Annotated in this window: 20 protein-coding genes; 16 read left to right on the plus strand and 4 right to left on the minus strand. The window is 65.2% G+C overall.

Features of this window, described 5'->3' with window-relative positions; genetic code table 11:
* Window positions 1-129: 129 nt before the first annotated feature.
* From FAZ11_RS17280 to lipA, 12 genes are all read left to right on the plus strand, one after another.
* Entirely contained in the window at window positions 130-1,389 is a 1,260-nt protein-coding gene (locus FAZ11_RS17280) for a glutamate-5-semialdehyde dehydrogenase (RefSeq protein ID WP_058774277.1), read from the plus strand.
* A complete protein-coding gene (gene nadD, locus FAZ11_RS17285; RefSeq protein WP_058762170.1) occupies window positions 1,389-2,051 on the plus strand; it encodes a nicotinate-nucleotide adenylyltransferase in 663 nt (220 codons plus the stop codon). Before FAZ11_RS17280 ends, nadD begins: the two co-directional genes overlap by 1 nt.
* A gap of 10 nt (window positions 2,052-2,061) precedes the next feature.
* On the plus strand, window positions 2,062-2,412 hold the full coding sequence (rsfS, locus tag FAZ11_RS17290) for a ribosome silencing factor (RefSeq protein ID WP_058762171.1): 351 nt from the start codon (window positions 2,062-2,064) through the stop codon (window positions 2,410-2,412).
* Window positions 2,413-2,417: 5 nt separating this feature from the next.
* On the plus strand, window positions 2,418-2,885 hold the full coding sequence (gene rlmH / locus FAZ11_RS17295) for a 23S rRNA (pseudouridine(1915)-N(3))-methyltransferase RlmH (RefSeq protein WP_007159668.1): 468 nt from the start codon (window positions 2,418-2,420) through the stop codon (window positions 2,883-2,885).
* Window positions 2,886-2,897: 12 nt separating this feature from the next.
* Window positions 2,898-4,805 carry a penicillin-binding protein 2 gene (gene mrdA, locus FAZ11_RS17300; protein ID WP_058767776.1) on the plus strand — a complete coding sequence of 636 codons (1,908 nt, stop codon included), beginning with the start codon at window positions 2,898-2,900 and terminating at the stop codon, window positions 4,803-4,805.
* A gap of 44 nt (window positions 4,806-4,849) precedes the next feature.
* Complete coding sequence (rodA, locus tag FAZ11_RS17305; protein WP_099049479.1) at window positions 4,850-5,953, plus strand: rod shape-determining protein RodA; 1,104 nt, start codon at window positions 4,850-4,852, stop codon at window positions 5,951-5,953.
* A gap of 21 nt (window positions 5,954-5,974) precedes the next feature.
* Window positions 5,975-6,997 carry a lytic murein transglycosylase B gene (gene mltB, locus FAZ11_RS17310; protein ID WP_058762174.1) on the plus strand — a complete coding sequence of 341 codons (1,023 nt, stop codon included), beginning with the start codon at window positions 5,975-5,977 and terminating at the stop codon, window positions 6,995-6,997.
* Window positions 6,994-7,989, plus strand: a complete 996-nt coding sequence (locus FAZ11_RS17315; RefSeq protein WP_099049438.1) for a septal ring lytic transglycosylase RlpA family protein — start codon at window positions 6,994-6,996, stop codon at window positions 7,987-7,989. Before mltB ends, FAZ11_RS17315 begins: the two co-directional genes overlap by 4 nt.
* Window positions 7,990-8,069: 80 nt before the next feature.
* Window positions 8,070-9,230, plus strand: a complete 1,161-nt coding sequence (locus FAZ11_RS17320) for a D-alanyl-D-alanine carboxypeptidase family protein (protein ID WP_058762175.1) — start codon at window positions 8,070-8,072, stop codon at window positions 9,228-9,230.
* Window positions 9,231-9,303: 73 nt separating this feature from the next.
* Window positions 9,304-9,579, plus strand: a complete 276-nt coding sequence (locus FAZ11_RS17325) for a DUF493 domain-containing protein (RefSeq protein ID WP_058762176.1) — start codon at window positions 9,304-9,306, stop codon at window positions 9,577-9,579.
* A complete protein-coding gene (lipB, locus tag FAZ11_RS17330) occupies window positions 9,579-10,235 on the plus strand; it encodes a lipoyl(octanoyl) transferase LipB (protein ID WP_058762177.1) in 657 nt (218 codons plus the stop codon). The genes FAZ11_RS17325 and lipB overlap by 1 nt, the downstream gene beginning before the upstream one ends.
* Before the next feature lies 1 nt (window position 10,236).
* The gene (gene lipA, locus FAZ11_RS17335; protein ID WP_058762178.1) at window positions 10,237-11,235 is read left to right on the plus strand and encodes a lipoyl synthase; all 999 of its coding nucleotides are present in this window, start codon (window positions 10,237-10,239) and stop codon (window positions 11,233-11,235) included.
* 151 nt (window positions 11,236-11,386) lie between these two features.
* On the opposite strand, the gene pgm is transcribed toward lipA, so the two are convergent.
* The 3 genes from pgm to FAZ11_RS17350 form a co-directional block, all read right to left on the minus strand.
* The gene (gene pgm / locus FAZ11_RS17340) at window positions 11,387-13,051 is read right to left on the minus strand and encodes a phosphoglucomutase (alpha-D-glucose-1,6-bisphosphate-dependent) (protein ID WP_058774279.1); all 1,665 of its coding nucleotides are present in this window, start codon (window positions 13,049-13,051) and stop codon (window positions 11,387-11,389) included.
* Between the two features lie 159 nt (window positions 13,052-13,210).
* Window positions 13,211-14,533 carry a lytic murein transglycosylase gene (locus FAZ11_RS17345; protein WP_058762180.1) on the minus strand — a complete coding sequence of 441 codons (1,323 nt, stop codon included), beginning with the start codon at window positions 14,531-14,533 and terminating at the stop codon, window positions 13,211-13,213.
* A 165-nt stretch (window positions 14,534-14,698) separates the two neighbouring features.
* Window positions 14,699-15,661 (minus strand): LysR family transcriptional regulator, encoded by a 963-nt coding sequence (locus FAZ11_RS17350; RefSeq protein ID WP_058767780.1) that lies wholly within the window; start codon window positions 15,659-15,661, stop codon window positions 14,699-14,701.
* Between the two features lie 174 nt (window positions 15,662-15,835).
* On the opposite strand from FAZ11_RS17350, the gene FAZ11_RS17355 reads away from it, so the two are divergent.
* The 4 genes from FAZ11_RS17355 to FAZ11_RS17370 are packed head-to-tail and all read left to right on the plus strand — an operon-like array spanning window position 15,836 to window position 19,875.
* Entirely contained in the window at window positions 15,836-17,143 is a 1,308-nt protein-coding gene (locus FAZ11_RS17355; protein WP_058774290.1) for an MFS transporter, read from the plus strand.
* Window positions 17,143-17,898 (plus strand): class II aldolase/adducin family protein, encoded by a 756-nt coding sequence (locus tag FAZ11_RS17360; protein WP_058774280.1) that lies wholly within the window; start codon window positions 17,143-17,145, stop codon window positions 17,896-17,898. The genes FAZ11_RS17355 and FAZ11_RS17360 overlap by 1 nt, the downstream gene beginning before the upstream one ends.
* A gap of 2 nt (window positions 17,899-17,900) precedes the next feature.
* Window positions 17,901-18,833 (plus strand): 2-hydroxyacid dehydrogenase, encoded by a 933-nt coding sequence (locus tag FAZ11_RS17365; RefSeq protein WP_058774281.1) that lies wholly within the window; start codon window positions 17,901-17,903, stop codon window positions 18,831-18,833.
* Between the two features lie 25 nt (window positions 18,834-18,858).
* Window positions 18,859-19,875: a histone deacetylase family protein gene (locus FAZ11_RS17370; protein ID WP_058774282.1), complete on the plus strand. Its 1,017-nt coding sequence runs from the start codon at window positions 18,859-18,861 to the stop codon at window positions 19,873-19,875.
* Window positions 19,876-20,002: 127 nt separating this feature from the next.
* Here FAZ11_RS17370 and arfA read toward each other — a convergent pair whose 3' ends face one another.
* Window positions 20,003-20,164, minus strand: coding sequence for an alternative ribosome rescue factor ArfA (gene arfA, locus FAZ11_RS17375; RefSeq protein WP_058762185.1), 162 nt, complete (start codon window positions 20,162-20,164; stop codon window positions 20,003-20,005).
* Window positions 20,165-20,227: the final 63 nt, after the last annotated feature.

Genomic DNA, 20,227 nt, shown 5'->3' on the forward strand with positions numbered 1-20,227 from the left:
GACAGGCAGTGGCGAGTCAACCGAATCGAAATCGCAATACCATATTCCAGGGCCCTCGACGCTGGCCGCCCAGGGCCTGGCGACGCTATACTGCACAGCTTTCCTACCGTCTTTCGCAGGCTGCCGACCATGACCGAGTCCGTCTCCGCCTACATGACCCGTCTTGGCCAGGCAGCGCGTGCTGCGTCGCGGGTTCTCGCGCGTACTTCCACTGGGCAGAAGAATCTGGCGCTGCAGGCGATTGCGGAGGCCTTGGACGCCGACCGCGAGTTACTGGTTGCCGCCAATGCCGAAGATGTCGCGGCGGCAACGGCGGCAGGCCTGGAGTCCGCGTTGTTGGATCGCCTGAGCCTGACGCCGGCGCGCATCGAGTCGATGATCACCGGACTCAAGCAGGTGGCCGCCTTGCCGGACCCGGTTGGCGCCATTCGCGATCTGAGTGCGCGGCCTTCCGGTATTCAGATCGGCAAGATGCGCGTCCCGCTGGGCGTCATCGGTATCATTTATGAGTCGCGTCCCAACGTGACCATCGACGCCGCCAGTCTCTGTCTGAAGTCGGGCAATGCCACCATCCTGCGTGGCGGTTCCGAAGCTATCCGCTCGAATCGCGCCATCGCCAGCTGCATCCAGAAGGGGCTGGCCGAGGTCGGGCTTCCCGCCGCGGCGGTCCAGGTGGTCGAAACGACGGATCGCGCTGCGGTTGGCGCGCTGATCACCATGCCCGAGTTCGTCGACGTCATCGTGCCGCGCGGTGGCAAGAACCTCATCGAGCGCATCAGCAGAGACGCCCGCGTACCGGTGATCAAGCACCTGGACGGCATTTGCCATGTCTATGTCGACGAGGCTGCCGATCTCGCCAAAGCCGAGTCCATCGCCTTCAACGCCAAGTGCTATCGCTACGGCATCTGTGGCGCCATGGAGACCCTGCTGGTCGATGCCCGCGTGGCTGAAGCCTTCCTGCCCGCCATGGCGCTGCGTTTTGCGGAGCGAGGCGTGGAGCTGCGGGGGTGCGAGCGGACGCGCGATCTTATCGAGGCCGTACCGGCTAGCGAAGCGGATTGGTCCACCGAGTACCTGGCGCCCATTCTGTCCATCCGGATCGTTGACGGCCTGGACGAGGCCATCGAGCACATCAACCGCTATGGATCGCATCACACCGATGCGATCGTGACGGAAAGCCTTGGCCGTTCCCGGCGCTTCCTGGCCGAGGTCGATTCGAGTTCGGTCATGGTCAACGCCCCGACCTGTTTCGCCGACGGCTTCGAATACGGCCTGGGCGCCGAGATCGGCATCTCCACCGACAAGCTGCACGCCCGTGGCCCGGTGGGGCTGGAAGGCCTGACCAGCGAGAAGTACGTGGTCTTCGGCGACGGTCACGTCCGCAGCTGATGAGCAGCCTGCCCACCCGCATCGGCTTGTTCGGCGGTACCTTCGATCCGGTGCACATCGGCCACCTGCGCGCGGCGCTGGAAGTGGCCGAGGCCCTGGCGCTCGACGAGCTGCGGCTGATTCCCAGCGCCCGGCCACCGCATCGCGAGGCGCCCAGCGTCGGTGCCGAAGATCGCCTGGCGATGGTCCGGCTGGCGGTCGCGGATACCGCTCCGCTGGTGGTCGATGACCGGGAACTGCGTCGGGCGCGTCACTCCTATACCATAGAGACCCTGGAAAGCCTGCGCGCCGAACTCGGCGATGAGGTGCAGCTGTTGCTCATGCTCGGGTGGGACGCCTTCTGCGGTCTGCCGAGCTGGCACCGTTGGCGCGAGTTGCTGGAGCTGTGCCACATCCTGGTCCTGCAACGGCCCGATGCCGATAGCGAGCCCTGCCAGGAATTGCGTGACTTCCTGGCGGCGCGCAGTCAACCCGACCCTCAGGCCCTGAAGGGGCCGGGCGGGCAGATCACCTTTATCTGGCAGAACCCGCTCGCGGTGTCCGCCACCCAGATCCGTGGCCTCTTGGCCACCGGGAAGTCCATCCGCTTCCTGGTGCCCGATGCCGTGCTTGATTACATCCGGACGCACGGACTCTATCCGGCGTCCTCCGAACCGAGGTAAGAGCTACACCATGCAAAGCGAACAACTCGTCCAGGTGGCCATCGCCGCCCTGGAAGACATGAAGGCCCAGGACATCATCTCCCTGGACGTACGCGAGAAGACCAGCGTGACCGACATCATGGTCATCGCCAGCGGCACCTCCAGCCGCCACGTCAAGTCGCTGGCCGACAACGTGCTGGAAAAGGTCAAGGAGCAAGGCGTGCGCCCGCTGGGCAGCGAAGGCCTGGAAGGCGGCGAATGGGCCCTGCTGGACCTGGGCGACGTGGTCGTCCACGTCATGCTGCCGACCACCCGCGAGTTCTACGACCTCGAGCGCCTCTGGCGCGGTGCCGAGCAGAGCCGCGCCGCTCAAGGCGAGTAAGGCCAGTGCGCCTGCGTCTCATCGCCGTCGGCTCGCGCATGCCGCGCTGGGTCGAGGAGGGCTGGCACGAGTACGTCAAGCGTCTGCCGCCGGAGTTGCCGCTGGAGCTCGTCGAGATCCCGCTGCAGACCCGCGGCAAGAATGCCGACGTCGCCCGGCTGATCCGCCAGGAAGGTGAGGCCATGCTGGCCAAGGTGCAGCCGGGCGAGCGCGTGGTGACCCTGGAGGTCACCGGCAAGCCCTGGAGCACCGAGCAACTGGCTGAAACACTCCAGCAGTGGCGCCTGGAAGCGCGCACCGTCAACCTCATGGTCGGTGGCCCCGAGGGCCTCGCGCCCGAGGTGCAGGCACGGAGCGAACAGCGCTGGTCGCTCTCGCCCTTGACCCTGCCGCATCCGTTGGTGCGCATCCTCGTCGGCGAGCAGCTCTATCGCGCCTGGACCGTGCTCGCCGGCCATCCGTATCACAAGTAGTCCGTATCTGCGATGTCGCAACCCATACGCCTCAAGGACCACGAGAAAGACGCCCAGCTCGTCCGCACCCGCGTGCTGATCGGCGGCGTGCTGTTTCTCGTGCTCGCCTGCGTACTGGTGGCGCGCATGTACTACCTGCAGGTCATCCAGTACCAGTACCACTCGACCCTGTCGGAAAACAACCGGGTGCACGTGCAGCCGATTCCGCCGACCCGTGGACTGATCTATGACCGCAACGGCCTGATCGTCGCCGACAACCGGCCCAGTTTCAGCCTCACCATCACCCGCGAGCGGGCCGAGAATTGGCGCCAGACGCTGGACACCCTGGTGCAGGTCCTGGGCCTGACCGAGGAAGACCGCGAGCTGTTCGAGAAGCGCATGAAGCAGGGCCGGCGTCCCTTCGAGCCGGTGCCGGTGCTGTTCGAGCTGACCGAGGAGCAGATCGCCAAGATCGCCGTCAACCAGTTCCGCTTGCCCGGGGTCGAGGTGACGGCGCAACTAGTGCGGCACTACCCCATGGGCGAGCACTTCGCCCATTCGGTGGGCTATGTCGGCCGGATCAACGAGCAGGAACTCAAGCGCCTGGACCCGGTGAACTACAGCGGTACCCACCACATCGGCAAGACCGGCGTGGAGCGTTTCTACGAACCCGAGCTGCACGGCGAAGTGGGTTACGAGGAAGTCGAGACCAACGCTCGCGGTCGGGTGTTGCGGGTGCTCAATCACACCGATCCCAAGCCTGGCAAGGACATCGTCCTCACCATCGACTCCCGGCTGCAGGCCGCGGCGGAAGCGGCCCTGGGTGGTCGGCGCGGTGCCATCGTCGCCATCCAGCCCAAGACCGGCGATGTGCTGGCCATGGTCAGCCAGCCCAGTTACGACCCCAATCCCTTCGTCACCGGCATCAGCTTCAAGGAATATTCCGAGCTGCGCGATTCCATCGATCGTCCGCTCTACAACCGGGTGCTGCGCGGTCTCTATCCGCCGGGCTCGACCATCAAACCGGCGGTGGCCATCGCGGGTCTGGACAGCGGCGCCACCACGCCCCAGGCGCGCATCTTCGACCCGGGCTATTACGAGCTGCCCAATTACGATCACAAATACCGTAACTGGAACCACGGCGGCGATGGCTACGTCGATCTGGATACCGCGCTCATGAGGTCCAACGATACCTATTTCTACGACCTCGCCCACAAGATCGGCATCGATCGACTTGCGGAATACATGGGCAAGTTCGGGCTCGGGCAAAAGGTCGCCCTGGACATGTTCGAGGAAGCACCGGGTCTCATGCCCTCGCGCCAGTGGAAACGCGCCACCCGCCGCCAGGCCTGGTTCCCTGGCGAGACGCTGATCCTCGGGATCGGTCAGGGCTACATGCAGGTGACACCGCTGCAACTGGCCCAGGTTACCGCGCTGATCGCCAACCACGGCAAATGGATCCGGCCGCACCTGGCCAAGACCCTGGACGGCCAGCCACCGGTGGACAGCCATCCCATGCCCGACATCGTGCTCAAGGACGACAGCTATTGGGATCGCGCCATCCATGGCATGGAGATGGTGGTGCAGAATCCGCGCGGTACCGCCCATAAACTCAGCATTGGCGCCCAGTATCACTTCGCCGGCAAAAGCGGTACCGCCCAGGTGGTCGCCATCCGCCAGAACGAGAAGTACAACTCGGCGGCGCTCAAGGAGCGGCACCGCGACCACGCCCTGTTCGTCGCCTTCGCCCCGGTGGAAAATCCGCAGATCGCCGTGGCGGTGATGGTCGAGAACGGCGAGTCGGGCGGTGGTGTGGCCGGTCCTGTCGCGCGCCAGGTGCTCGACGCCTGGCTGCTGGACGAGCATGGTCATCTCAAGGCCGAATACGCCAAGCCTGCTACGGCTGGCACCCCTGCCGCCGCGACCAAGGTGCAGCCATGAGTCTTGCTCCCAACTTCGACCGCACCATTCCCGAAGGGGACGTGATGAAGCGGCGCGCGACCCTGTTGCAGCGCCTGCACATCGACGGTCCGCTGTTGATCCTGCTGTTGATGCTGGGCGCGGCCGGTCTGTTCGTGCTCTATTCCGCTGGCGGACGCAATCTCGACCTGTTGTTCAAGCAGGCCAGCTCCTTCGGCCTGGGGCTGGTGGCCATGGCCATCGTCGCCCAGTTGGAGCCGCGCTTCATGGCGCGCTGGGTGCCCCTGGGCTATGTGGTCGGCGTGGCCCTGTTGGTGGTGGTGGACGTCATGGGTCACAACGCCATGGGCGCCACCCGCTGGATCAATATCCCGGGCGTGATCCGCTTCCAGCCGTCGGAATTCATGAAGCTCCTGATGCCCATGATGATGGCCTGGTACCTGTCCAAGCGCAGCCTGCCGCCCAACTTCAAGCACAGCCTGATCAGCCTGTCGCTGGTGGTGGTGCCCTTCGTGCTCATCCTCGACCAGCCCGATCTCGGCACCGCCATGCTGGTACTGGCTTCGGGTGGCTTCGTGCTGTTCGTCGGCGGCCTGCAGTGGCGCTGGCTGATCGGCGCGGTGAGCGCCGCCGTACCCATGGCGGTGGCCATGTGGTTCTTCGTGCTGCACGACTACCAGAAGCGCCGCATCCTGACTTTCCTCGATCCGGAAATGGACCCGCTGGGCGCTGGGTGGAACATCATCCAATCCAAGGCGGCCATCGGCTCGGGCGGGGTGTTCGGCAAGGGCTGGCTGCTGGGGACCCAGTCTCATCTGGATTTTTTGCCGGAAAGTCACACGGACTTTATCATTGCCGTCCTCGGCGAAGAGTTCGGCATGGTGGGCGTCTGCCTGCTGCTGACACTCTATCTATTGCTCATCGGCCGTGGCCTCACCATCACGCTGCAGGCCCAGACGTTGTTCGGCAAGTTGCTCGCCGGCGGCGTGACCATGACCTTTTTCGTCTACGTCTTCGTCAACATCGGCATGGTCAGCGGCCTGTTGCCCGTGGTGGGCGTACCGCTGCCATTCATCAGCTATGGCGGCACCTCGGTGGTCACCTTGCTCACCGGGTTCGGAGTTTTGATGTCGATCCACACGCACCGCAAGTGGATCACCCAGGTTTAACACGCAATGAAGAAGGGCTAGATGTCGATAATGGGATGGATGCGTCGCTGCTTGCAGGGCCTGGGGCTCGCGGGCGCGATGGGCGCGACGACCGGTGTCGTCGCCGGCGACTACGACGCGACGCCGCAGGCGCGTGACTTCATCGCCGAGATGAGTCAGAGCTACGGCTTCGCGCCGGAGCAATTGCAGGCACTGTTCGGCGAGGTGCAACGCAAGCAGGCCATCCTCGATGCCATTTCGCGCCCGGCCGAGCGGGTCAAGCCCTGGAGCGAATACCGCCCCATCTTCATCACCGAGCGGCGGATCGCCCAGGGCGTCGAGTTCTGGAAAGCCCACGAAGAGGCGCTGGCCCGCGCCGAACGCGAATTCGGCGTGCCGGCCCAGTTCATCGTCGCCATCATCGGCGTGGAAACCTTCTATGGGCGCAACACCGGTAACTACCGGGTGCTGGACGCCCTCTCGACCCTGGCGTTCGACTATCCGCCGCGGGCGCCTTTCTTCCGCAGCCAACTGCGTGAATTCCTGCTCCTGGCCCGCGAGCAGCAGGTCGATCCGCTCAGCCTCACCGGCTCCTATGCCGGCGCCATGGGCCTGCCGCAATTCATGCCTGGCAGCTTCCGCGCCTATGCGGTGGATTTCGACGGCGACGGCCACATCAATATCTGGTCGGATCCGACCGATGCCATCGGCAGCGTGGCCAACTACTTCAAGCGCCACGGCTGGTCCGGTAGCGGGCCGACCGCGATTCGTGCCCAGGTGACCGGTAGTCGGGTGGAGGAGGGCGTGGCGCCAGGCATAGAGCCGGTCAAGACCGTCGCCGAGCTGCGCGCGCTGGGCTGGAACGCTCAGGACCCTGCCCTGCGCGACGATTTGCGTGTAACCTCGTTCCGCCTCGACGGAGACAAGGGACCGGAGTACTGGATGGGCCTGCCCAATTTCTACGCCATTACCCGTTACAACCGCAGCGTCATGTACGCCATGGCGGTGACCGATCTGGCGGCCGCCATCGCCGAGCGTCACGCGGCCGAGGGTGGTAAGCCGTGAAGCGTCTGGCGACCGTGGTGCGGCTGGCCGGCTGCCTGGGCCTCGGCCTGCTGCTGGTGAGTTGCTCCAGTCAAGCCCCCAAGCCGACCAGCAAGGGCGTGGCGGGGCCGGGTGGCTACCTGCGTCCGCACCGCGACGGCGCGCCCTGGTGGGACGTCGACGTCAGCAAGATCCCCGACGCCGTGCCCATGCCCTACAACGGGCCGTTGAAGAACAATCCCTATACCGTACTGGGCAAGACCTATTTCCCGCTGACCGACGCCCGCGACTATCACGTGACCGGTACGGCATCCTGGTATGGCACCAAGTTCCACGGCCAGGCCACCGCCAATGGCGAGACCTACGACCTCTATGGCATGACCGCGGCGCACAAGACGCTGCCGCTGCCCAGCTATGTAAGGGTCACCAACCTCGACAACGGTCGTAGCGTCATCCTGCGCGTCAACGATCGCGGTCCCTTCTATTCCGACCGGGTCATCGACCTGTCCTTCGCCGCGGCCAAGAAGCTCGGCTATGCCGAGATCGGCACCGCCCGGGTCCGGGTGGATGGCATAGATCCCCAACAGTACTGGGCCCAGCGCGGCCAGGCGGTGCCCATGGTATTGGCCCAGCCGCGCCAGGCCCCGGTGGTAGCCCAGAAGACCACCGAGGTGCAGACCTTCGGTGTGGTGGAGACCTATACGCCGCCGGTCAACCAGCATGCCGAGCCGGTCACCCCGGCCGCCATCGACGCAAAAAAAAACGCTTCTGTCCCAGCCGCTGGGCTCTATCTGCAGGTGGCGGCCTTCGCCAATCCGGACGCTGCGGAATTGCTCAAGGACAAGCTCAGCGACCTGACCGGTGCCCCGGTGTTCATCAGCTCGACGGTGCGCAACCAGCAGACCTTGCATCGCGTGCGGCTCGGCCCGGTCCAGCCGGCTGAGGTGCCCCAGCTCCAGAACAGCGTGCGCCTGGCCCGACTCGGCCAGGCCTCCCTCGTGCAACCGGATTGAAGCAAGGATGTTTCTAGGCGCCTGCCAATTGGCAGGCCCGCCCGCTGCTCCAGCCATACCCTAACCATTCAGAGATTCGGATGACTATCGCAACCTTTGCCCGCCGCCTGCTTCTTCTCGTAACGATCGCCTGTGTCCCGGCCGTCTGGGCGGCCGAGACCATGATTCCGGCACCCCCGCAACTGGCGGCCAAGGCCTGGATTCTCATGGATGCCAACAGCGGCGCCGTGCTGACCGAATCCAACTCGGACGAGCGCCTGCCGCCGGCCAGCCTGACCAAGCTGATGACCGCCTACATCGCCACCCTGGAAATCAACCGGGGCCGGATCAAGGAATCCGACATGGCCACCATCAGCGAGCACGCCTGGCGTACCGGCGGTTCGCGGATGTTCCTCAAGCTCGGTTCCCAGGTATCGGTGGGTGACCTGCTGCATGGCATCATCATTCAGTCCGGTAACGACGCCAGCGTCGCCCTGGCCGAGCACATCGCCGGCAGCGAAGACGCCTTCGTCGACATGATGAACACCACCGCGCAGAAGCTGGGCATGCAGAACACCCACTTCATGGATGCCACCGGTCTGCCGAATCCGAACCACTATTCCTCGGCCCATGACATGGCCATCCTGGCGCGCGCCATCATCAACGCCGATCCCCAGCACTACGCCATCTATTCCCAGAAGGAATTCTTCTGGAACAACATCAAGCAGCCCAACCGCAATCTGCTCTTGTGGCGCGACAAGACCGTGGACGGCCTGAAGACCGGTCACACCGACGAAGCCGGCTACTGCATGGTGGCCTCCGCCGTACGTGACGGCATGCGCCTGGTGGCCGTGGTGTTCGGCACCAACAGCGAGCAAGCCCGCGCCGCCGAGACCCAGAAGCTGCTGACCTACGGCTTCCGCTTCTTCGAGACCCAGTCCTTCTACAAGAAGGGTACCGAGCTGGCCAAGGCGCCGGTATGGAAGGGCGACGCCCGTGAGGTCCAGGCCGGTCTGGCCGAGGATCTGACCATGACCCTGCCGCGCGGCCAGGCCAAGAAGCTGCATGCCGAGATGGTGCTCAACCCGCAACTGATTGCCCCCATCGCCAAGGGCCAGGTGATCGGCAAGGTCGAGGTCAAGCTCGACGACAAGGTGGTCCACACCGCCGACCTGGTAGCCCTGCAGCCGGTCGAGGAGGGTGGCTTCATCCGCCGCCTGTGGGATAGCATCCGCCTGTTCTTCTACGGATTGTTCAACTGATCCGTCGCCCTGGAAAGGCCCGCGAAAGCGGGCCTTTCACCCCCTGCCGACAAGGTTCGGCCTGGAAGTCCGCATGACCGAAGACGTACAACCCCCCAAGATCGAATTCCCCTGCCCGCGTTATCCCATCAAGGTGATCGGCGATGCGGGTGCCGATTTCGCCGAGCTGGTGCTCGACACCGTGCAGCGCCATGCGCCGGATCTCGACCGTGGCACCCTGGTGACCCGCGACAGCCGCAACGGACGGTTCTTGTCCGTACAGGTCCTCATCACCGCCACCGGTGTGGACCAGCTGCAGGCCATCCACCAGGATCTGCGCGCCACCGGTCGCGTGCACATGGTGATCTGATGACGACTCCCGCCCCGGTGACCCTGGGCGTGCGCCGCTTGGGCTTGCGGCCCTATGAGGCGACCTGGCAGGCCATGCGCCGTTTCACCGACGAGCGCGGCCCCGCGACGCCCGACGAACTCTGGCTGCTGCAGCACCCCGCGGTCTTCACCCAGGGCCAGGCCGGCAAGCCCGAGCACCTGCTCGCCGCCGGCGACATTCCGGTGGTGCAGGTCGATCGCGGCGGCCAGGTCACGTACCATGGTCCCGGTCAGCTCATCGCCTATGTGCTGCTGGACGTTCGCCGCAAGGGCCTGGGCGTGCGAGAATTGGTCAGCGCCATGGAAGACAGCCTGATCGCCCTGCTCGCCGACTGGGGTGTACGGGCCGAAGCCCGCGCCGATGCACCGGGTGTCTATGTGGACGGGGCCAAGATCGCCTCCCTGGGCCTGCGCATCCGCAATGGCCGGTCCTTCCATGGACTGGCACTCAACGTTGACATGGATCTGGCGCCGTTCCGCCGGATCAACCCCTGCGGTTATGCCGGCCTGGCCATGACCCAGCTCCGCGATCTGGTGACCGGGCCACTAGCTTTCGACGAGGTCCGCGAGTCTCTGGTGCGTCACCTGAGTCTGCGCCTGGGCTACCCCGAACCGATCACCCTGGAATCGGATTGACATGACCACAACAGTACAAGACAGCGTCCAGACCCTTACCCCGCCCGCTCGCCCGAACAAGGTGGAAGCTGGCGTCAAGCTGCGCGGGGCCGAGAAGGTCGCGCGCATCCCGGTAAAGATCATTCCCACCGAGGAACTGCCGCGCAAGCCTGACTGGATCCGCGTGCGCATCCCGGTCACCCCCGAGGTCGAGCGCATCAAGCAGCTGCTGCGCAAGCACAAGCTGCACAGTGTCTGCGAAGAGGCCTCCTGCCCCAACCTGGGCGAATGCTTCTCCGGCGGCACCGCCACCTTCATGATCATGGGTGATATCTGCACCCGTCGCTGCCCCTTCTGCGACGTCGGCCATGGCCGACCGAAGCCGCTGGACGTGGACGAGCCGAAGAACCTGGCGGTAGCCATCGCCGACCTGGGCCTGAAGTACGTGGTGATCACCTCGGTGGACCGCGACGACCTGCGCGACGGCGGTGCCCAGCACTTCGTCGATTGCCTGCGCGAGATCCGCAAGCTGTCTCCGGGCATCCAGCTGGAGACCCTGGTACCGGACTACCGCGGCCGCATGGACGTGGCCCTGGCCATCACCGAGCAGGAGCCGCCGGATGTCTTCAACCACAACCTGGAGACCGTTCCGCGCCTGTACAAGGCCGCCCGCCCGGGGTCGGACTTCGAGTGGTCGCTGGACCTGCTGCAGAACTTCAAGAAGCGCGTGCCCCACGTACCGACCAAGTCCGGCCTGATGCTGGGCCTGGGCGAGACCGACGAGGAAGTCATCGAGGTCATGCAGCGCATGCGCGAGCACGAGATCGACATGCTGACCCTCGGCCAGTACCTGCAGCCCTCGCGCAACCACCTGCCGGTGCAGCGCTTCGTCCACCCGGATACCTTCGCCTGGTATGCCGAGGAAGGCGCCAAGATGGGCTTCAAGAACGTCGCTTCCGGCCCGCTGGTACGTTCCTCGTACCATGCCGACCAGCAGGCGCATGGCAAGAAGATCAATTGATCTTCTTGCCATAACGAAAAAGGGCAGCCCAAGTGGCTGCCCTTTTCTATGGTGGAGGCGCAATCTCAAGCCTCAAGCCTCAAGCCTCACGCCGATCCGCTCCTAGCCCCCTCTCCCTGAGGGAGAGGGTTGGGGTGAGGGCCGCGCCGCGCTAGCCGCGCAGCACCCCATCCACCAGCGCCTTGGCCTCTTCCTGGATGCGGCCCAGGTGGGCTTCGCCCTCGAAGCTCTCGGCGTAGATCTTGTAGACATCCTCGGTGCCCGAGGGACGGGCAGCGAACCAGCCATTCTCGGTGACCACCTTGAGGCCACCGATGGCGGCGCCGTTGCCGGGGGCTTCGGTGAGGATGGCGGTGATCGGCTGGCCAGCCAGCTCCTTGGCGGTGACCTGGGCGGCGGAGAGCTTGCTCAGGCGAGCCTTCTGCTCGCGGTCGGCGGCAGCATCGATGCGCTGATAGACCGGCGCGCCGAAGCGCTCGGTCAGCGCCTGGTAGCGCTCGCCCGGGTCCTTGCCGGTCACGGCGGTGATCTCCGCGGCCAGCAGGCCGAGGATGAGGCCGTCCTTGTCGGTGGACCAGGCGCCGCCGGCCTTGCGCAGGAAGGAAGCCCCGGCGGATTCCTCGCCGCCGAAGCCCAGGCTGCCGTCCAGCAGGCCGTCGACGAACCACTTGAAGCCCACCGGCACTTCCACCACTTGGCGGCCGATGCCCTGGGCCACGCGGTCGATCATCGAGGACGACACCAGCGTCTTGCCGATGCCGGCCTGCTGGCTCCACTGCGGACGGTGGGTGAAGAGGTATTCGATGGCCACCGCCAGGTAGTGGTTGGGATTGAGCAGCCCCACCGAGCGGGCGACGATGCCATGGCGGTCATGGTCGGTGTCGCAGGCGAAGGAGACGTCGAATCTGTCCTTGTTCTCGATCAGGCCGGCCATGGCATGGGGCGAGCTGCAGTCCATGCGGATCTTGCCGTCCCAGTCCAGGCGCATGAAGCGGAAGGTCTGGTCGACGCGGGTCGAGAGCACCTGCAGCGGCAGGCCATAGCGCTCGGCGATGCGCGGCCAGTAGTGCACCCCGGCGCCGCCCAGGGGATCGACGCCGAAGGTCAGGCCGGAGCCGCGGATGGCCTCCAGATCGATGACCTGGCCCAGACCACCGACGTAGCTGTCGATGAAATCGAATTTCTGGGTGGTGGAAGCCTTGAGCGCCTGGCGGTAATCCATCCGCTTGACGCCTTCCAGGCCGGCCACCAGCAGGGCGTTGGCGCGATCCTGGATCCATTTGGTGACGTTGGTGTCGGCCGGGCCACCATTGGTGGGGTTGTACTTGAAGCCACCATCGGCCGGCGGGTTGTGCGACGGGGTGATGACGATGCCGTCGGCCAGGCCCGAGCTGCGGCCGGCGTTGTATTCGAGGATGGCGTTGGACAGTGCCGGGGTGGGGGTATAGCCCGGCTCGCCGTGGGTCTCGGCGCAGCCGGCGTCGATGCGCACCTCTACGCCATTGGCGGCGAGGACTTCCAGGGCGGAGATGAAGGCCGGCTCGGACAGCGCGTGGGTGTCCATGCCCATGAACAGCGGACCGTCGACGCCCTGGGCCTTACGGTATTCGCAGATGGCCTGGGTGATGGCGAGGATGTGCCATTCGTTGAAGCTGCCCTTGAGCGAGGAGCCGCGGTGACCGGAGGTCCCGAAGGCCACCTGCTGGCCCGGATCGCTGGGATCGGGGCGATCGCTGTAGTAGCGCGCCACCAGGCGCGGCAGGTGGGTCAGGGTGTTCTCGTCGGGAAGGCGTCCTGCGTTGGCGGCAATACTCATCTCGGGTTCCTTGGTGTGAATAGAGCCCGGGCGGCTTGAGCGCACCGGGCGACGCGACTCGCGTTCGACCTTGGCGGTAGCGGTTTGCTCACTGCGCCTGCAGGGCGATCCTCAGAATGCCGATTCGTGCACGCTGAGGCCGCTCGTCAGGACGCCATATCAGCCGCGCAACCGCTGCAGCAGCTGCTGGCTGGGATAGCCGTCGGCGGGCAAGCGCTGGGACTGTTGGTACGCGCGGATGGCCTTGCGGGTATTGGCGCCGATGATACCGTCGGCGCTACCCGGGTCGAGGCCCAGGGCGGCGAGGCGTTGTTGCAGTTCCACCCGCTCGCTGCGGCTCAGCGGCAGGTCGTCGGTGGGCCAGCTCGCCGCGATCTGACCAGCATCGCGGTAGCGCTCCGAGAGCAGCGCCACGCCCAGGGCGTAGGAGGTGGAGTTGTTGTACTTGAGGATGGTGCGGAAGTTGTTGAACACCAGGAAGGCCGGGCCGCGATAGCCAGCGGGGAGCAGCAGCGAGGCGCTGTCGCTCGGCTGGGCGGCCGGCTGCGGCAGGCCGAGGCCCTGGATGCCCAGTGCGGTCCATTCGGCCAGGGTCTTGCGCACGCCCATGTCGGCCAGGCTGTAGTCGAAATTGGCCGGCACCCGCACCTCGTAGCCCCAGGGCTTGCCGTCCTGCCAGCCGGAGGCCTTGAGGTAGTTGGCGGTGGAGGCCAGGGCATCGGCGGTGGAGCCCCAGATGTCGCGGCGACCGTCGCCGTCGAAGTCCACCGCGTACTGGTCGTAGGTGGTGGGAATGAACTGGGTCTGACCCATGGCGCCGGCCCAGGAGCCGATCATCCGGTCTGGGGTCACGTCGCCATGCTGGAGGATGCCGAGGGCGGCGATCAGTTGGTCCTGGGCGAAGTCCGGGCGGCGGCCTTCGTAGGCGAGGGTGGCCAGGGAGCGGATGACGCTCTTGTTGCCCATGTTGTTGCCGTAGTTGCTCTCCATGCCCCAGAAGGCCACCAGGCGCGCCGGCTCTATGCCATAGCGCGCTTCCAGGGCCGCCAGCAGGCCAGCCTGCTGGATGAGCAGGCTCTTGCCGTTGCGCACCCGCAGCGGCGAGACGGCCGTGGCCAGGTATTCCCAGACCGGCTTGGTGAATTCCGGTTGGCTGCGGTCGGCGGCGATCACCGCCATATCGGGTTCGACGCCAGCGAAGGCCTGGTCGAAGGTGCTCGCCGAGATACCACGGCCGAGGGCCAGGGCGCGGAAGCGGCTGCGCCATTGTTCGAAGCTTTCGGCCGGCTGCGGCATGGCCTCGGCTGCTGGGGCCGCGGCGTTGGTCGCGGGGGCAGGCTTGGGCGAACTGGGCGAGGAGGGCGCCGCGGTGGGCGTCGTTGGCGTCTGGGCGCAGGCGGCCAGGGCGGCGGTCAGCAGGGTGACCAGGGTCCCGGCGAGGAGGCCGCCGGTCTTGAAGCCGCGGGATTTCCCGAATTGCATCTGTCTCCACCGGACGTCTAGGCAGGAACAGCCACCTTAGCACGCCCCGGGTTCCGGCGTCTGGTACCCGCGTCCGGCGCCCAGGCTGTTGGACATACAGCGGGCGACGTCGACACGGTTGCCCGGGAGTCATGCCGCGGGCCATACCTGACAGGGGCGCTGGCCTTAAAAGCGCTCCGCCGGATCCGTGGTCATGAGCATCTGCAGAAAGCGCTCCAGAAAGACCGACTCGGCGTGCGTCAGCTTCTGTTCGCGATTCCAGAGCAGATAGACATTGACGTCGCTGACACCCTCCCACGGCGGTAGGCGCCAGAGCGGGTTGGCCTGGTTCTCGGCGGCCACGATGTGTTCTGGCAGGCAGCCGATACCGTAGCCGGCGCCCACCAGGCGGAGGATTTCATCCAGACTCGGCGAGGACGCCACGATGCGTCCGGTGAAGCCCTGTTGATCCCTGAATACCGTGAGGGGTGAGAGGTTGCCGCCGAGCTGGTCGCTGGTGAAGCTGACGAAGTTTTCGCGCTGCAGATCCGCCAGGGACAGATTCTTGCGACCGAACAAGCGGTGCCGCTGGCCGCAGAAGAAGGCATAGCGTTGCTCCAGCATGACCCGCTGTTCCAGGCGCGGTTGGGGCGTGCGGCACAGGCTCAGGCCGAAAGCCGCCGTTTTCTGCAACAGGCCACTGATGACGTCCGAGCTGCGCAAGACCTCTATTTCCAGCTCTACCTGCGGGTAGTCGCGGTGAAATTGGGCGAGGAAGTCGTCGTAGGCCCGCGACTGGATGCGACTGATGCTGAGCAGGCGAATCCTGCCTGTGACCATCTCACTGGGCTGCTCGAGCGCGGGACCCAGTCGAGAAACCGTGCCATACAGTTCGGCCGCGATCTGCATCACGTCCTCACCCGCCGGGGTCAAAGCGATCCGCGGCCCGCGACGGAGCACCAGGGCACTGTCCAGTTGCTCTTCCAGCCGCCGGAGTGCCTGGCTGATGGCCGGCTGGCTCAGATGCAGGCGCGCGGCCGCCCGGCTGATGCTGCCTTCCTGCCCGATCACCAGAAAGGTGCGCAGTAGATTCCAGTCGAGTCGGTCATTGAGAAAGCGTCTGGCCTCGGAATCCCGTGCCGGTGGCATCGCTACGTCCCCATTATTTGTGGAGCTTATAGTCAAGTATTCAAATTAGAAGCTTTTTCTAAGGTAAGGCTTGGCTCACCATCTGGCAACGCACCGCCAGAGTGCCTTCGTCCTGCTGTACTCGGGGACCGTCTTTCTCCTGCCAAAGACAATCAAGCCCAGGAGTCCTGGATGATGAACAATACCCCCTCGCCCCGGCGTGCCGCGCTGGCTGCCTTCGTCGGCACCACCATCGAGTTCTATGATTTCTATATCTATGCCTTCGCCGCCGCCCTAGTACTGGGGCAACTGTTTTTCCCCAGTGAAAACACCATGCTCAGCACCCTGGCGGCCTTCGGCAGCTTTGCCGTGGGTTTCATCGCCCGGCCATTCGCGGGCATGGTGTTCGGTCATCTCGGCGACCGTCTGGGCCGCAAGAAGATGTTGCTGGTGACCATCGTACTGATGGGCCTGGCGACCACCGGTATCGGCCTGTTGCCGACCTACGCCGACGTCGGTATCTGGGCTCCTCTGGGCCTCATTTTCCTCCGTCTGCTGCAGGGCATCTCGGTCGGTGGCGAATGGGGCGGGGCAGTGCTGATGGCCAGCGAGCATGCCCCCAAGGGGCGCAAGGTGTTCTTCGCCTCGTTCGCCCAGTGGGGCAGTCCGGCCGGTTTGCTGCTGGCGCTGATCGCCTTCCGCCTGATCAGTGCCCTGGAGCCGCAGGAGTTGCTGAGTTGGGGCTGGCGCCTTCCCTTCCTGATGAGCGCCGTCCTGATGATCGCAGGCCTGGTGATTCGCTTCGGCGTACCGGAATCGCCGGAGTTCGCCGCCGTCAAGGTGAACCGGCAAACGGCCGAAAAGCCAGTGCTGGAGGTGCTGCGTAACGGCTGGACGACCATCCTGTTCGCCACCCTGGCGGTCACCATCGGTTCCGGCGGTTTCTTCTTCACCAATACCTTCATGATCACCTATGTCACCCAGTATCAGGGCATCGCCAAGACCACCATCCTGGATTGCCTGTTCGTGGTCACGATCCTGCAATTTCTCTCGCAGCCCTGCTCGGCCCTGCTCGCCGAGCGCCTGGGCGAGGGGCGTTTCCTGAAGTGGGCGGCCTCCCTGTGCATCCTGGCGCCCTATCCGATGTTCCTGTTGGTGCAGACCGGCAATCTGGTCTACATGACGGCCGGCATCGCCCTGGCGGTGATCCTGCTCGCCGCGCTCTATGCCGTGATCGCCGGCTACATGGCCGAGGCCTTTCCGGCGCGGCTGCGTTACTCGGGTATTTCGATTTCCTACCAACTGGGCAGCAGCTTGACCGGTGGCCTCACCCCCATGCTCGGCACCTTTATCGCCGGTCGGTTCGCCGGCCAATGGGTACCGCTGGCACTGTTCTTCAGCGTGCTGGCCCTGATGTCCTTGATCGGAGTGGTGGGGCTGTCGTACCTGCGCAGTCGTACGGCCCAACCGACCCCCGTCGCCAACGTCCGCGGAGTCGCCTGATGAGCAAACCCCTCACCCTGTCCGAGAGCGAATGGCAAGCGCGCTGCGAACTCGCCGCGCTGTATCGATTGATCGCTTACTACCGCATGACCGACCTGATCGATACGCACATCACCCTGCGCGTACCCGGATCTGAGCGGCACTTCCTGATCAATCGCTATGGCGTGGCGTTCGAGAGGATGCGTGCCAGCGACCTGGTGCTTATCGATCAGGCTGGCGAGGTGGTCGACAGTCACTTCAGCGGCAGGGTCAACGCGGCTGGCTTCGTCATCCACTCGGCCATCCATGCGGCGCGCCCGGACCTCCATTGCATCATCCACACTCATACCGTGGCGGGCATGGCGGTGGCCGCCCAGCGCGAGGGCTTGCTGCCGCTGAGTCAGCACGCGCTGAAGTTCTACGGCAACCTGGCGTACCACACCTACGAAGGTATCGCCCTGTCGCTGGAGGAGCGCGAGCGCCTGGTCGCCGACCTGGGGCCGCACAAGAAGGCCATGATCTTGCGCAATCATGGACTGCTGGCGGCCGGCCGCAGCGTAGCGGCGGCCTTCCACGAGATCTATTTCCTGGAGCGTGCCTGCCAGGCGCAGATCCAGGCGCTAGCCGGCGGAGTGGCATTGAATCTGCCCAGCGAAGCGGTGTGCCGCCATACCGCCGCGCAATTCGATCGCGATGGCATCGACGGTATCATCGATCTGGCCTGGCAGGCCGCGCTCAGTCTCATCGAGGCGCAGCGCGCCGACTGGTGTAGCTGACCGTGGCCACCCTCGTCTTGCTTTGCCAGGATCCGGAGCTGACCCACTGGCTAGCGGCGCTCTTCGCTGAGCAGGCGCCGCATCTCGCTGTCGTGCGGCCGGAGGAGGCAGGGGCAGAGCGTGCCGACGTGGCCGTTTGCTGGTTTCCGCCCGCGGGCAGCCTGGGGCGCCTGCCGAATCTGCGTTTGGTGCAGTCGATTGGCTCGGGGGTGGATCATCTCGCCCAAGACGAGTCTCGCGACCCCCGGGTGCCGGTCTGCCGGGTGGTCGACCCAGCCCTCGCCCTGGGCATGAGCGAGTACGTGCATTGGGGGGTATTGCACTTTCATCGGGGCTTCGACCAGGTGATCGGCGGTCATTCCAGCCAACGGTGGCAGCGCCCCGTGCAGCGTCCGTCCCAGCACTTCCGGGTCGGTGTGATGGGGTTGGGTGCGTTAGGGACGCCAGTAGCGGCACGGCTGGCCGCCGCGGGTTACGAGGTACGGGGCTGGGCGCGTACTGAGCGCGGGGTCGATGGCGTCTCGACCTTCGCCGGACCGCAGGCGTTGCCCGACTTCCTCGACAGTCTGGACGTGCTGGTCAATCTGTTGCCGCTCACCGCTGCCACCCGTGGCCTGTTGGATATGAAGGTCTTCCGGCAGCTCGCCCCGGGCGGTGCCCTGATCAACTGCGGCCGCGGTCAGCACCTCAACCTGGGTGATCTGCGCGAGGCGTTGGCCTGCGGCCAGCTACGCGGTGCCTTGCTGGACGTATTCGCGCAAGAGCCCCTGCCGGCGGATAGCTGGCTGTGGCGGACGCCGGGGATCTGGGTGACCCCCCATATGGCGTCGTCCGCCGCCGACGCTTGCATCGCCCGCCAAGTAGCCGACAACGTTGCCCGCTTGGATGTGGGGCTGGAACTCAATAACCAGGTCGATCCCGAGTTGGGCTATTGACCAGGGCACGCTAAAGAGGCCTTCGATGAAAACCTTTTTCCACCCTCTGCAACGCCTGCATCATCCACGCACCTATCTGTCGCGCGGCCAGATGCGCCAGCCGCAGGAGCTCCCTGCGCGCATCGATCCGCTGTTGGCAGTCGTCGAGCGCCTGGGTTATCCGCTGTTGCAACCCGCCGATCACGGTCTGGAGCCGCTCGCCGCCGTCCATAGCCGCGCCTATCTGGAGTATCTGAGCAGCGCCTACCAGCAATGGCATGAGGTGCCGGAAGACTGGGGCGATGAGGTGATGTCCAATATCTACATCCGCGAAGGCAATCCGTTGCGCGGCATCCTCGGCAAGACGGCTCGCTACCTGGCGGACGGCAGCTGTCCGATTGGCGAGCACACCTGGCAGGCGGCCTACTGGTCGGCGCAAAGCGCGGTGGCTGCAGCCCAGGCGGTACTCGAAGGGAATCCGGCGGCCTATGCGCTGTGCCGGCCGCCGGGCCACCATGCTCGCGCCGAGGCGGCCGGTGGCTTCTGTTTCCTGAACAATGCCGCCATAGCTGCCCAGGTGTTGCGCGGCCGGTTCGCCAAGGTCGCGGTGCTGGATACCGATATGCACCATGGGCAGGGCATCCAGGAAATCTTCTATGAGCGGGATGACGTCCTGTACGTCTCGATCCATGGTGATCCAACCAACTTCTATCCGGTAGTCGCCGGTTTCGACGATGAAATCGGTAGCGGTTCCGGTGTTGGTTTCAATCTCAATCTGCCCATGCCCCACGGTGCCAGCGAAGCTGATTTCTTCGCCTGCCTCGACCAGGCGGAGACCGCACTGCGGGCATTCGCTCCAGACGTCTTGGTATTGTCGCTGGGCTTTGACATCTACGAGAAGGATCCGCAGTCCAAGGTTTCCGTCAGTCACGCCGGATTCCAGCGGCTCGGGCAACGGATCCGGGCATTGGAATTGCCCTGTGTGGTGGTCCAGGAGGGCGGTTATGACATCGCGACCCTGGAAGAAAATGCTAGGCGCTTCTTCGAAGGCCTGACGGGCTGATGACGAAACGGCACCGCCGGCTCGGGGTGGCGCTCACCCTCCAGGCCAGCTGCTGGCTGTTACTCCCGTTGGTCGTTGCCTGACCTGCGTTCGGCATCTGTTCAATCAGGGCTGATCCCCTCAGCTTTCAGGCGGCCAGAAAGACCGAAGCCTTCTCGTCTTGCAACGAGAAGGCTTCGCGGCGGTAGCTGCCTTTGCCCTTGGCGGGCCGTTCCTTGCGTGAGCGAAACCGGGGATCGCTGACGAGGGCCTTGGCCTTGTTGGGGCCGCGGCTGTATTTCTTGGCCATGGATGCGTGCTCCGAGAGGGATGGATACCCCTTGATGGGGGCACGCCAGTCTATTGCAAGGAC

Source organism: Pseudomonas rhizoryzae, from assembly GCF_005250615.1.
Lineage (GTDB): Bacteria > Pseudomonadota > Gammaproteobacteria > Pseudomonadales > Pseudomonadaceae > Chryseomonas > Chryseomonas rhizoryzae.